This is a genomic window from Ureibacillus sp. MALMAid1270 (assembly GCF_049202975.1).
Classification (GTDB): Bacteria; Bacillota; Bacilli; order Bacillales_A; family Planococcaceae; genus Ureibacillus.
In genome coordinates, this window is record NZ_JBMIRP010000020.1 from 23,420 (window position 1) to 37,327 (window position 13,908).

General features: G+C 36.7%; 12 protein-coding genes and 1 pseudogene. 11 read left to right on the forward strand and 2 right to left on the reverse strand.

Annotated elements, in window-relative coordinates:
• The first annotated feature begins 221 nt into the window (after window positions 1-221).
• The 5 genes from ACOQFO_RS01565 (at window position 222) to ACOQFO_RS01585 (ending at window position 4,804) form a co-directional block, all read left to right on the forward strand.
• Window positions 222-527: an antibiotic biosynthesis monooxygenase family protein gene (locus ACOQFO_RS01565; protein ID WP_421687963.1), complete on the forward strand. Its 306-nt coding sequence runs from the start codon at window positions 222-224 to the stop codon at window positions 525-527.
• A gap of 517 nt (window positions 528-1,044) precedes the next feature.
• Window positions 1,045-1,542: a GNAT family N-acetyltransferase gene (locus tag ACOQFO_RS01570; RefSeq protein WP_421687964.1), complete on the forward strand. Its 498-nt coding sequence runs from the start codon at window positions 1,045-1,047 to the stop codon at window positions 1,540-1,542.
• A 281-nt stretch (window positions 1,543-1,823) separates the two neighbouring features.
• The gene (locus ACOQFO_RS01575) at window positions 1,824-1,964 is read left to right on the forward strand and encodes a hypothetical protein (RefSeq protein WP_421687965.1); all 141 of its coding nucleotides are present in this window, start codon (window positions 1,824-1,826) and stop codon (window positions 1,962-1,964) included.
• Window positions 1,965-2,196: 232 nt separating this feature from the next.
• A complete protein-coding gene (locus ACOQFO_RS01580; protein ID WP_421687966.1) occupies window positions 2,197-3,489 on the forward strand; it encodes an alkaline phosphatase family protein in 1,293 nt (430 codons plus the stop codon).
• Window positions 3,476-4,804 (forward strand): aminoglycoside 6-adenylyltransferase, encoded by a 1,329-nt coding sequence (locus ACOQFO_RS01585; protein ID WP_421687967.1) that lies wholly within the window; start codon window positions 3,476-3,478, stop codon window positions 4,802-4,804. Before ACOQFO_RS01580 ends, ACOQFO_RS01585 begins: the two co-directional genes overlap by 14 nt.
• 369 nt (window positions 4,805-5,173) lie before the next feature.
• On the opposite strand, the gene ACOQFO_RS01590 is transcribed toward ACOQFO_RS01585, so the two are convergent.
• Complete coding sequence (locus ACOQFO_RS01590; protein WP_421687968.1) at window positions 5,174-6,484, reverse strand: hypothetical protein; 1,311 nt, start codon at window positions 6,482-6,484, stop codon at window positions 5,174-5,176.
• Between the two features lie 107 nt (window positions 6,485-6,591).
• Between ACOQFO_RS01590 and ACOQFO_RS01595 the strand changes: the two genes are divergently transcribed.
• The 3 genes from ACOQFO_RS01595 (at window position 6,592) to ACOQFO_RS01605 (ending at window position 11,024) form a co-directional block, all read left to right on the forward strand.
• Complete coding sequence (locus ACOQFO_RS01595) at window positions 6,592-8,130, forward strand: AbgT family transporter (RefSeq protein WP_421687969.1); 1,539 nt, start codon at window positions 6,592-6,594, stop codon at window positions 8,128-8,130.
• 13 nt (window positions 8,131-8,143) lie between these two features.
• Entirely contained in the window at window positions 8,144-9,451 is a 1,308-nt protein-coding gene (locus ACOQFO_RS01600; RefSeq protein WP_421687970.1) for an amidohydrolase, read from the forward strand.
• Window positions 9,452-9,584: 133 nt separating this feature from the next.
• Complete coding sequence (locus ACOQFO_RS01605) at window positions 9,585-11,024, forward strand: M20 family metallopeptidase (protein ID WP_421687971.1); 1,440 nt, start codon at window positions 9,585-9,587, stop codon at window positions 11,022-11,024.
• A gap of 430 nt (window positions 11,025-11,454) precedes the next feature.
• Here the strand turns inward: ACOQFO_RS01605 and ACOQFO_RS01610 are convergent, their stop codons facing one another.
• Window positions 11,455-11,577: a YjcZ family sporulation protein gene (locus ACOQFO_RS01610; protein WP_421687972.1), complete on the reverse strand. Its 123-nt coding sequence runs from the start codon at window positions 11,575-11,577 to the stop codon at window positions 11,455-11,457.
• A gap of 579 nt (window positions 11,578-12,156) precedes the next feature.
• On the opposite strand from ACOQFO_RS01610, the gene ACOQFO_RS01615 reads away from it, so the two are divergent.
• The 3 genes and pseudogenes from ACOQFO_RS01615 to ACOQFO_RS01625 all read left to right on the forward strand — a co-directional run bounded on the left by ACOQFO_RS01615 (window position 12,157) and on the right by ACOQFO_RS01625 (window position 13,897).
• The gene (locus ACOQFO_RS01615; protein ID WP_421687973.1) at window positions 12,157-12,693 is read left to right on the forward strand and encodes a histidine phosphatase family protein; all 537 of its coding nucleotides are present in this window, start codon (window positions 12,157-12,159) and stop codon (window positions 12,691-12,693) included.
• A gap of 22 nt (window positions 12,694-12,715) precedes the next feature.
• A pseudogene (locus ACOQFO_RS01620) lies at window positions 12,716-13,375 on the forward strand (HAD family hydrolase); the annotation flags it as partial.
• Window positions 13,376-13,462: 87 nt separating this feature from the next.
• Window positions 13,463-13,897: a DUF4275 family protein gene (locus tag ACOQFO_RS01625; RefSeq protein WP_421687974.1), complete on the forward strand. Its 435-nt coding sequence runs from the start codon at window positions 13,463-13,465 to the stop codon at window positions 13,895-13,897.
• Window positions 13,898-13,908 lie beyond the last annotated feature (11 nt).

Consider the following 13,908-nt stretch of genomic DNA (forward strand, 5'->3'; position numbering starts at 1 on the left):
TAATCTAAAAAATATGTATAAGAGGAATGAGAATAATCGTCTCAACCGTGAAATTTACTCAATATTTATTACTAGCATTCATTGCCTTTGTAATGTTAATAATCTATGGCATCCTGCGAAAATTGGATATTTTATTAATCGTGAGAAGAAGATTTTTATCCCAAGGTCCTATTCTAAAGTGGATTGGTATAAAGATTAAAGGGAAAATGGGGGAAAGATAAATGTGCGGAATTGCAAGAACTCCTGAACCACCGTATTACGCTGTGATTTTTGCATCTCAGCGAACAGAAGGTGACAACGGTTACGGGAAAATGGCAGACAAAATGGTGGAGTTAGCTTCGCAACAAAAAGGGTTTTTAGGAGTAGAAAGTGCTCGTGATGAAGGGTTAGGAATAACAGTTTCTTATTGGGATTCTTTAGAGGCTATAAGGGATTGGAAAGAGCATGCCATCCACAAAATAGCACAAGAAAAAGGGAAAACAGAATGGTATCAAAATTTCTCTCTTAGAGTTTGTAAAGTGGAGTAAAAAACTGCACCCACTGGATGCAGTTTTATTTTTTCTTAAATAGTACATCCCCAAGAGGAATTCCTATTACTACAAATAGAATTGTTACTACTAAAAGAGATTGTAATATTGTTACAGCAACGTTATCAAACATCGTATCTCTCCTCCTTCCGTTCTTCATATATATTACCCTATATACATTTAGTTTTCCATATATCAATTGAAAAGGTAATGAAAACACTAAAAGTACACTAATTCCCACCCAATTTTCGCACACCATTAAAGTGTAGTATGTTCTAAATGGATGAATTTATTTGGGAAGTGGGACATTGGGGACAGTAAAAGTGTCCCATTTTCTATAAAGGCGGATGTAGTATTCAAGGTATAAAGAGGATTATTGTGGGACATTGGGGACAGTAAAAGTGTCCCATTGACCATAAAAGCGAATGTAACATCCAAGAATAAAGAGGATTAAAGCCTTCTTATATTGAAGTTACTGTATCTAAGTAATCCAATTTATTTATAGGAGGCTAATGATATGTATGTTAGGCAAGCTAAAGTTGAAGATGCAGAAAACTTAATTAATCTTATAAAAGAAGTTGAAGCTACATCGAATTTCATGTTAATGGAGCCTGGTGAAAGACAAACTTCACCTGAACAACAAGTAAAAGTTATGGAACGAATTGAAAAACGAAGTAATGCTACGATATTAGTTGCTGAAGATGATGGGAAGTTAATTGGTTACATGATGTTAATGGGCGGCAACGCTAAGAAAAATCAACATAATGCTTACATAGTTATTGGGATTTTGGAAAGTTATAGAGGAAAAGGAGTAGGGACAGCTCTATTTGAGTATGCGGAAAAATGGGCGATCGAGAAAAATATCTGGAGACTTGAGCTGACAACAATAACTGAAAATGCAGCAGGTGTGGCCCTTTATAAAAAACGCGGCTTTGAAATTGAAGGAGTCAAAAGAAACTCATTAAAAATTAATGGGGAATTTGTGGATGAGTATTACATGTCTAAATTGTTGTAATTCGGTGGGACGTTGGGGGTGGGACATCGGGGACAGTAAAAGTGTCCCAGAAATGTTGCGGAATACTGAAATGGGACAGAAAACCAGTCCCCGTTGTCCCATTATCAATCCATACATTATATGATGGGTGTGTGAAAAAGGATAAAAGTTCCGGATTGGTAGCCCGGTTCGTAGGAAAAACACATCAATGCAAAAATGCTTTTTTGCCTGTAGAATAAGAAGGTATGTAAAATAAATTTTAAGAAGACTGACTGATAAAACTCTATTTTGGAGGCATTCCCTTGAAAAACAAAAAACTACTAATCATATTAATACTCATTGCACTAATTATTGCTGCACTCTTAGACCTAAAATTTGAAGGACTATTCTACAAAATGTTACCGGAACCAGTCCAAACTTGGGCTTGGGATGTATTTAACTGATTAGGGACGGGGACAGGGACATTGGGGACAGTAAATCTGTCCCAGTTCTTTGTTCAAAAACGTAGTGGGACAGAAAGCCTGTCCCCAATGTCCCACCTCCGCTTAGCGTCCCATCCACCAACATCCCCAAAATCTCCGTAATGTTCCGATTGTTAATTCCAATTTAGTATTTATCCAAGAATTGTAACCATATTAACTGTATTAAGTTGAAACAAAGGATGACCATGACCATATGAAGCGGAAAATTCTCTTAGTCTTGATAGTAATTATTGTTCTATGTGTTGGAATCGTACTTGCATTTTCAATGTCTCCAACAAAGGAAATTGATGACGTTACAATTACCACGACCCAAAAGCCAGTAATTCTTATTACAATTGATTCACTTATGTTTGAACCACTACAACAAATAATGAAAGAAGGAAAAGCACCTGCATTTTCATTTTTAATAGAGCGCGGACAATTATACCCAGAGGTAGTAAGTTCATATCCGACCATGTCCGTTACCATTGATAGTACCTTGATTACGGGAACATATGCCGACCAGCATAAAATTCCAGGGTTAATTTGGTTTAAGGAAGATGAAAACCGAATAGTCAGTTATGGAAGTGGTCTTCGTGAAATTTGGAATAACGGTGTGAAGAATGTAGCCCGTGATAGTATTATTCATCTCAATGAATCCCACTTAAGTAAAGATGTTCAAACGATTCATGAAGAGATAGCGAATCTAGGACTTTCGTCTGCTTCGATAAATGGTCTACTGTATCGTGGTAATGAAAAGCAGAAATTGAATGTCCCGAAACTGATTTCAATAGCGAATTTATTACCTAAAGAGATTGAAGTGGATGGACCAAAGCTACTTTCACTTGGTAGCTTGTCACAATATAATCCGGAAAATGACCGTCATAAATTTGCTTGGAAACGAATGGGTGTGAATAATCAATTTACTGTAAACGAGCTAACTTTTTTATTAAAAGAAAATAAATTACCCGCATTTACTTTGGCATATCTACCAGATGTAGATAAATTGGTGCATAAAAATGGTCCAGATGACTTAAAAGGTATAGAGAAAGTAGATCAAGCACTTCAAGATTTATTAAATAGTTTTTCATCTTGGGAAGAGGCTATTCAAAAAGTAACTTGGATTGTGCATGGCGACAGTGGTCAATCGTTGGTTAATAAAGATAAAAATGTTGCATTAATCAAATTGAATGAACTGTTGAATGAGTATTCGGTTTGGGAAAGGAATAAAGAAAATGCACAATTGGCAATTGCGATAAATGAACGTAGTGCCTACATTTATGTAAATGATACGAAAGTTGAAAGGTCAGAGATTATTCAGAAGTTAAAAGAGGATGAACGAGTTGGGTTTATTGCTTGGAAAGAGGGGGATAAAAATGTTGTAATTAGTCCCGAGAGTAATAAGGAATTGACGTTTTCCCCAAACGGTCCGTATGAGGATGGGTATAACCAGTCCTGGCATGTAGGTAGATGGGGATTTATCAATCTTAGATTTGGCGATAAATGAACAAGGAATCCTTACCTACAATGATTATCCTGATGCACTTGCAAGATTGCATGGTGCACTTCATTCCCAGGAGGGGAATGTCATACTTGTAGATGCAAAACCTTCTTATGAATTTGTAGAAAAGCATAGCAAAGATCATGCAGGCGGAGGCGCTCATGGATCTCTTCACAAAGTCGATTCAATTGTGCCGCTGATAGTCGCTGGAACAGAAGATCGTCCAGAATTTCAACGACTTGTCGATATAAAAGAATGGATCTTGCGGCTAGTGAGTGGGACATTGGGGACAGTAAAAGTGTCCCAGTCTTTCGTGGGACTTTGGGGGGACATTGGGGACAGTAAAAGTGTCCCGTCAATTGACGAAAATTTAAATGGGACAGAAAGCCTGTCCCTGTTGTCCCTGGATTGCCTTAACCCACACTATAAGTATATGGAATTTTTTGTTATAATTTTTTTAAACAAAAAGGAGTTGGTACAGGGATGTGTGGGATTAGAAACTAATCGTAGGGATAGGGATTTAGCATTACCAAAATATCGTGAAGATTTATTAAAAGCGATTGAGGAAGATTTATTAGTCGATGAAAACATATTAGGTATTTTTTACGGAGGATCATTGGCGAATGAAAATACTGATTTATATTCTGATATTGACCTTCGTATTGTTGTTAAAGATGATGTATTTGAAGGATATAGATTAAACAAAAAACAAAGAGCTAACAATTGGGGAAGAGTATTGTTTTATGAAGACTTTCCTTGGTCAACTTATAGTATTGCTCATTACGATACTTTTGTTAAAGTAGATACATTTTATTACAGAGTTAAGGACATTCAACCTTCTGTTTGGCTGCAAAACATTAAAATTGTTCGTGATACTGACAGTCTGTTGAAAAATGTTTTAGAAAAATCAGCAACCCTTACTTATTCGCCAAGTGTAGAAGAATTGGAATTTTGGAGAACAAAGTTTTTTGCATATGTACATGAAATATACAGAAGAGTAATGAGGAATGAAATATACTATGCTTTACGTTGCCTTGATAATATACGGTTATCGATAACAACTGGTTGGTATATGGATGCAGGTTTACAACCCAATACATTTGGGGACTGGGCTAAATTAGAAGGTAACAAGAGTAAGTTGACAGAAGAGCAACTAAATCTCTTGGAACAATGGTGCAGTAGTAGAGACAGTCACGAAATTCTTCAAGTGGTAAAAAACATCATTCCTGAGTTTTTGAAAGTGCATAATAGTTTGTGCGGTAAATTAGAAATAGACGAGAACCTTGAGACAATCGAAGAAATACTCAATTTGGTATTTTAAATAAAATATAAAAAAGAGCAGCGAACTTGCTGCTCTTTTTCTTTGTTAATAGGGACATTGGGGACAGTAAAAGTGTCCCAGTCATTTGGCGATAATCGAACTGGGACAGAAAGACTGTCCCCAGTGTCCCAAAACAAACCTGGGACAGAATGCCTGTCCCCAGTGTCCCAGATAATCGAACTGGGACAGAAAGACTGTCCCCAGTGTCCCAAAACAAACCTGGGACAGAAAGCCTGTCCCCAGTGTCCCAGATAATCGAACTGGGACAGAAAGACTGTCCCCAGTGTCCCAAAACAAACCTGGGACAGAAAGCCTGTCCCCAGTGTCCCAAAACAAAACTGGGACAGAAAGCCTGTCCCCAACGTCCCACTAGAAATTCAGTTCATATAACTTCTGTGGGCGGCCTTTTGATTGGGTTGTTTTGCTTTTTGTGGAGGAGGCGTAGTTGCATTCCTCAAGGCGATTTAAAATTCTACTTGCTGTACGTACTGTAACTGTAAGATGTACGCTTAGTTCATCAGCTGTAATCGCGTTTTTTTTATGTTTGTAAATTAAACCATATATTTTTTGTAAATGGAGTAATGAAATATTTGTATCATTTGCGATTTCTTCTAATTTATCATTATCAAAAGTACCAATTGAAACAGAAGAATGGCCATCTAATGGTCCAAGCAGCTCATTTTCTTTTGTTAAAATATAAGATTCCGTTATGGACCCCGTACAATAAGTTGAAGCTTTCTCCGCTTGAATCCTTGCTTCCTGTAATGTTTTGCCGATACCCCAACCAATCTTCACCTTAAAAGTTAGATTCTCCTTTAAAAATTTCGCTAATGAACAGATTTCTTGGTTATTTGTAATCATTGAGAACTCACTATAATTTGTTATCAACTCATAGTGGATCGCATTCCTAGATGTAATTAAAGCTGTCCCGTGTTTACGATTAAAATCGAGTATGGATTTATAAAGAGCGATTTGTCTATATTCGATTTCAGTCGGATCATTTTGAGGTATTGAAAACTCAAGATAGCCAGCAACAACTTGATTATTCGTTAAGTCTTCTAATTCAATTCCATGCACTAATTCTAAAATTGTCGCCTTCATACTATCTAAAGTAGGATTTACAACAATTGGTATTATATGCTCGTCTTCAAAAAACGTATATAAACTCGACAAACGAGTGAGGGAGAATCGAATCCTTTTTTCTCTCCATAATTTTGCATGTGCCTCGTAAATAAGTTCATAAGCATTCGGTTGTCCAAAAATTTGGATACTATTATCAAGAATAAAAGGAAAGTCATCAGGTGATATGATTTCTTTTAAATTTAAATAATCATTTTCTTCATAAAGAAAATCAATCATAGAATGCTTGATAGAAAAATCCGGATATTTATAGTGAATTTCAGCTAATTTAAAATAAAAATCCTGGGCAGTAATATCGAAAAATGTACATGGAATCTCCGTCAAATATTCACTTAGATGTCTTTGTATATGTAAAAAAGGAATTTGGGCACTGAATATATAGCCATCCATTCTTTTGATATTTTCCAAAAACAATTGCTCTAAATGATTTAAATCATCATATAAAAGTAAGTGTATTTTAATGTTATCGAACTGAAGGTTTTCGCATTTTCTTATCCATCGATACGAAAATTTAGTCGAAAAGACACATATATTATACATCCAAAACACTCCTAAAGTCTCATTGTATCAATATTCTAAATATTATAACATTCATTTTAAGACATTGTAATAAAATGTCTAATAATAAGTAAGGGGGATATTAAATTGTGAAAACACAACAACTAGATACTGCTCAAAAAGAAAATAACGGTGCATTCAATAAGTTTCTGAATACTGTTGAAAAAGTTGGTAATAAATTACCGCACCCATTTATGCTATTCCTTTATCTTACAATAATCTTGATTGTTATATCAGTTATATTAGGGTCACTGAATGCTTCTGTAGTTCATCCTAATACAGGTGAAACAGTAACAGTAAATAATTTGCTTTCTAAAGAAGGCATTCGCTATATATTAGGCAATACGTTAACAAACTTTACAGGTTTCGCGCCATTAGGTTTAGTGTTAACGATGATGCTTGGAATTGGTTTATCTGAGAGAGTAGGATTATTCTCTTCATTAATGACAAAAGCAATTACGAAAACACCAAAACGAATTGTATCATTTATGGTAGTTTTCATCGGGATCTTAGGGAATATAGCTTCTGATGCGGCATTCGTTGTTATCCCACCTTTAGCTGCATTAGTATTCTTATCTTTAGGAAGACATCCACTTGCAGGTTTAGCTGCGGGTCTTGCTGGGGCTGGTATTGGTTTTACAGCGAATATTTTGATTGCAGGTACGGATGCATTACTTTCTGGGATTTCAACTGAAGTAATGAAAACAATTGATCCAGCAATTACAGTATCTCCATTAGATAACTGGTTCTTTATGAGTGCTTCGACATTTTTATTAGCATTTTTAGGTGCGTTCATTACGGATAAAATTGTTGAACCACGTTTAGGAACTTACACTGGGGACAAGAAAGCAGATTTACATGACTTATCACCTTTAGAAAACCGTGCTTTACGAAATACAGGTATTGCAGCTCTACTATATATTGCAGCAATCGTTGTTTTATTGGTAATTCCAAATTCACCATTACTAAATGATGATGGAACAATCTTACGTTCACCGTTCTTATCAGGAATTGTACCGTTACTATTCGGATTCTTTTTAACAACAGGTATTACTTACGGAGTGACAGTTAAAGAAATTAAAAAAGCTGCTGATGTTCCACAAATTATGGCTGAAGCGATTAAAGATCTATCTAGCTATATTGTATTAATTTTTATCATCGGTCAATTTATTGGTTACTTTAACTGGACAAACATTGCTACTTGGATGGCTGTTAATTTAGCAGCACTTTTACATGCTATTAATTTAACAAATATCTTTGCGATCGTATTATTTATTCTACTTGTAGCAATCCTAAGTTTATTTATCATTAGTGGTTCTGCACTATGGTCTCTTGTTGCACCAATTTTCGTACCAACGTTCTACTTATTAGATTATCATCCAGCATTTGTTCAATTAGCATATCGTGTTGGGGAGTCTTCTACAAACATGGTAACGCCGTTGAATCCATATTTTGCCATTATACTAGGGTTTATGTTACTCTATAACAAAAAAGCGGGTATTGGAACATTGATGTCACTTATGATTCCTTACACAATTGTATTTTTAATTGCATGGATTCTATTAATGCTAGTGTTCGTATTCTTCAATATTCCGATTGGCCCAGGTGTTTTCTACTTCATGAACTAGGGAGATGTCATTAATGGACTTTATTAAACTAGAAAAAGATTACTTGGAAGTTTTAACAGAATGGAGAAGGGACTTTCATCGTCATCCAGAACCAGGTTGGTTAGAATTCCGTACATCTGCAATTATAGCGGACAAGCTTGAAAATTGGGGATATGACGTTTATGTAGGGAAAGAAATTATTTTAGGAAAATCCCTAGGCGTGCCAAGTCAAGCGCAAGCAAATCTGTTCTATAATAAAGCATTAGAAAGCAATATCCAGACAAAATGGTTAGAAAAAATGGAAGCTGGAAAAACAGGCGTAATTGGAGTTCTTGAAACAGGTGTTGAAGGACCTACAATTGCCTATCGTGTAGATATAGATGCGTTGCCAATCTTAGAGTCTGATGCAAAACACCATGTGCCTCAAAAACTTGGATTCCGTTCGCAAAATGAAGGTTTCATGCATGCATGTGGCCATGATAGTCACGCAACGATCGGTCTTGGATTAGCTGAGCAATTAATGAAAAGAAAAGATCAGCTATGTGGGAAAATTATTTTGATTTTCCAACCAGCTGAAGAAGGGGTGCGAGGAGGAAATGCGATTGTTTCCTCGCCTCTATTAGAAAAGATAGATTACTTGTTTGCACTTCACATTGGAACAGGCATTCCAAAAGGCACATTTGTTGCGGGAGTGGATGGTTTTCTAGCAACATCTAAATATGATGTTACAATTAAAGGTGTTGCAGCTCATTCAGGTATTTTTGCTGAAAAGGGTAAAAATGCACTGTTAGCAAGTGCACAAGCAGCTCTTGCATTACATAGTCTACCTCCACATAGTGAAGGGATGTTCCGTGTAAATGTTGGGACGTTAGAGGCTGGTAACGGAAGAAATATTATTCCTTCGTTAGCAAAAATGCAATTTGAAATTCGTGCTGAAAATACGGATATTAACGCTTTTTACGAAACAAAAGTGGAGCAAATATTCAAAGGTATTGAAGCAATGTATGATGTAGAAGTTGAGCTGAATAAAGTCGGATACGCTATTAATGTCCCATCAGATCTTCAGTTAGCAAAAGTAATAAAGGAAGTTGCTAAATCTCAATCATCTATTAATGAAGTAATAGAGTATAGAGATTTCAAAGCGGGTTCCGAGGATGTAACATTTATCATGAAACATGTTCAACAACAAGGTGGTCTAGCATGCTACTCAATTATCGGTACTGAGTTAGCCGCAGGACATCACCATGAAGAGTTTGATATTGATGAAGAGGATATGCTTTCGGCTATTGAAATCTGGCTAAACTTACCCTTTAGTATTTACCCCGGTGTGAATCGTCCGTAAAACACCTAATATAAAACATGAGAAATAATAATGTTTAGGGGGAGTTAGCGGATGCTAACTCCCTGATTCGTTCTTTTAGTGGGGCTAGATTCCTATTGATTGAAGTTTCACTTAAATGAGGAGATGAAAGAAAATGGTTAGTCAACTGGAACGAGTGGAAAATAGTTATGATCAATTTGAAAAAGAGATTATTCAATTAGCAGATCAAATTTGGGAAATTCCCGAAACGCGATTTAAAGAGTTTGAATCTGTAAGAATATTAACAACTTACTTTAGAAACAATGGATTTGAAGTAGAAACAGGCATTGGCGGCATTGAAACTGCTTTTGTAGCGAAATACGGCAATGAAGGTCCGGTCATTGGTATCTTAGGAGAATACGATGCACTTCCTGGATTGAGCCAGAAAGCTGGTAGCGATGTCCGTGAACCACTTGTGAATGGTGGAAATGGACACGGATGCGGTCATAATTTACTAGGAACAGCTGGAGTTGGAGCTATTGTTCATCTGAAAGAATTGATCGACAAAGGTGAAGTCAAAGGTAGAATTCATTACTACGGCTGTCCGGCTGAAGAGGGCGGTTCTGGTAAAACGTTTATGGTTCGTGAAGGCGTATTTAATGATGTGGACGTTGCATTAACGTGGCACCCGAATTCATTTACAAGCGTATTTAATTTTTCTTCCCTAGCAAACTATCAAGTATATTTTGAGTTTGAAGGGGTTGCTGCACACGCGGCGAATTCACCGCACTTAGGAAGAAGCGCATTAGATGCAGTTGAGTTAATGAATGTTGGTGTGAACTACTTACGCGAGCACATTCCTACTAGTGCAAGAGTGCACTATGCATTGACAAATACAGGAGGAAAATCTCCGAATGTCGTGCAAGCTGAGGCCGAGGTTTTATATTTAATTCGTGCCAATACAATTAAAGAAGTAGATGACATCTATAAGCGTGTGGTGAAAATTGCTGAAGGTGCTGCATTGATGACGGAAACTAAGGTGAAAGTTAAGTTTGATAAAGCATGTTCGAACTATATTCCAAACCATACAATTAACAAAATAATTTACGATAAACTTCAATTAGTTGGATTACCTCAATACAATGAGGAAGAACTGGAATATGCGAAGAAGATGAATAAAACAATCAGCCCATCGGAATACACAAGTGCTTTAAATGAGATTAAAATGATTAATCCAGATAGCCCGGTGGATGATATAGATCAAGAAGAAAATGTCTTCTATTCTGAAGTAGTTCCTTATCAAAAGTCTACTCAAACAATGTCAGGTTCTACAGACGTGGCGGATGTAAGTTGGGTAGTGCCAACTTCGCAATTCTTTACAACATGTTTCGTGTTAGGGACACCACTTCATACGTGGCAGCTTGTATCCCAAGGGAAAACAGGACTTGCGCATAAAGGGATGCTCTATGCAAGTAAAGTCTTAGCTTTAACGGCAGTCGAACTTTTACAAAATCCAGAAATAATCGACCAAGCCAAAGCCGAACTACAAAAACAAACAAAAGGCAACTACATCAACCCAATCCCAAAAGAAATCGTACCTAATATGTACGGCTAGGGACATTGGGGACAGTAAAAGTGTCCCAGCGGAGTTGCATTGGGACATTGGGAGTGGGACATTGGGGACAGTAAAAGTGTCCCAGCACAATTGCAAGGACAATGGGGACAGGGGAATTATCCCAACTCTGTTGAAGAATTCTGAAATGGCGAATATGTACCGATAACGCCAAAAAACAATCTCTTCAAGAGTGTGCCCATATGGTAGGAATAACCGATCTGATCTGCAAAATCAGAAGTGTTATTTTAATTAGAGTAATCATAAGAGGGAAAACCTCATAAAAATGACAAAACAGCTTAGGGAATAAAAACTAAGCTGTTTTTAAACTTTAGTAAGAGGCTCTGGAATGGGCAAAATTAGGGACTCTTAAATACTTAAAGGAATCCATCAATATGAGTTTATGATTTTGATGTATCCATATGCTAAAGGATTAGTAGTGATCTTTCATAAATGCAGTCCCAACAATGATTAATAAGATGAATAGAACTACGATTAAAGCAAAATTGTTGTTATCTTTTCCATAACTTCCTTGTTGATAGCCACCCATGCTCATTACCTCCTTTTGATTTCCGTTAGTAATACATTACTCAAAAATTGGAATGATAACTGTGCGTTTCCCCAAAAAATGTAGTCGAAAATATTTACCAACAAATAAATAATTATTAAGATTCTTAGGCTTTTTGCTATACATAAAGATTCTTTTATCTTTTCAAATTCATAAGGATACTGAAAGATGCGAGAATTGCTTTGGATCAGCTAAACAAAGAATCGACTTACTTTAAGGGTGGTCTTTTTATTATTTCACTGAAATATTTTATTTAAAGGGAAATCACAAATAGAAAGAGAAAGTGTAATAGAGGCGTAGTTTGTGTGATATTAACTGTTAAAAGGAGGATTTCATGACTAAATTTAAAAAGCTCAGTACTTTTCTGTTCATTCTTGCAATTCTACTACCAAGATTCATCAACATTAATATCACAGTAAATAATAGAATTGGCACTAACAATCATAAAGATGATAAATAAAACAAGATAGGGACATTGGGGACAGTAAAAGTGTCCCAAAGTAGTGGGTAAAATCAAAATGGGACAGAAAGACTGTCCCCAATGTCCCTCATTTAGGAGAGTTATTAATGAAAATATACATAATTAGACATTGCTCTGCGGAAGGACAGCCACCTGAAGCGCGGCTTACAGAAGAAGGTGAAAAGCAGGCAGTGGAGCTAACGAATTTTTTCGCGAATGTTCAAATCGACCGGATAATTTCGAGTCCGTTTAAACGTGCGGTTGATACAATTCATCCACTTGCAACGAAATTAGGAATCGAGATTGAACAGGATAGTAGATTAGCAGAGCGAGTTTTGAGTACGGAAAATATGCAGGATTGGCTAGAAAAATTGAAATCTACTTTTGATAACTTGGATGTTAAGTTTGAAGGTGGAGAATCTAGCCGAGAAGCGATGACTCGCATTGTTGAGCTGGTTGAAGAAGTTCAGACTAGCGAGATTCAGAATACAGTTTTGGTGTCACATGGCAATCTACTTTCGTTGCTATTAAAGTATTTTAATAATGACTTTGGTTTTGAAAGCTGGAAAAGCTTAAGCAATCCAGACGTTTATCTCCTGACAATTGAATCGGGACAAGTAACTACAGCAAGGTTATGGAATTAAATCAGGAGGTGCAACGATGTCTAAGGCAATCATCTTTGATATGGATGGAACACTTTTTCAAACAGATACGATATTAGAACAATCCCTTGATGAAACCTTCCGCCAATTAAGATCACTGGGGCAATGGGATAAGGAAACTCCGATCGAAAAGTACCGTGAAATTATGGGTGTTCCTTTACCGGTAGTCTGGGAAACATTGTTACCACAGCATTCGAGTGAGGTTAGAGAACAAGCGGATGTTTATTTCCAGGAACGATTAGTTGAAAACATTCGAAGTGGAAATGGAGATCTATATCCGAATGTAAAGGAAGTTTTCAGCTATTTGAATGAAAATAATTGGTCGATCTATATTGCAAGTAATGGGTTAGTAGACTATTTACGAGCGATTGTAAATTTTTATCATTTGGATGAATGGGTCACGGAAACCTTTAGTATTCAGCAAATTAATTCGATGAATAAATCAGATTTAGTTCGAAGTGTTATCGATAAATATAGTGTTACTTCCGGTGCAGTAGTAGGGGACCGATTATCTGATATCAAAGCAGCAAAAGATAATGGCTTGGTTGCGATCGGATGTCGATTCGATTTCGCTCGGGAAGAAGAACTGGCTCAAGCGGATTTTGTCATTAATGATTTGATGGAGTTGAAGGATGTTCTATTGGAGGGACATTGGGGACAGTAAAAGTGTCCCAGGATGTCTGTGGGACATTGGGGACAGTAAATCTGTCCCAGGCACAGGCAAGAATTGCGTAGGAAAGGAGGCTAGTTCATGAATTTAATAGATAAACTAAAAAGTAAGAACATAAAAGTAACTGAAATTCCAAAGTGGGGACCCTACTTACGAAAAGAGTGGGAAAATCAATTCGCCCCCCATTTGAGTACCGTAGAGCGAAAGAAGATTTATTTGCATGATCATGAGGGAATGTGTGGATACTTATGGCATCTATTTAGCTTTCAGAAGAAGGATTGTGTCGAAAGGGAACAGGCTGAAGAAGCGTTCAACAACGAACTGAAAAAGGAATGCTTTATCTTTTTTCAACACTCAGATGAGGCACTACTACTTGAGAATGCCACAACGCTGAATACAGAAGACTTGGCTAGTGAAATCGGAACAGACCTTTACATAACCGACAAACAATTTAATTGGACATTTGTCATGACGCACGAAACGGACTGGTGCGGGCCTTATTTTGCAAGGAAATAAAGTTGGATACG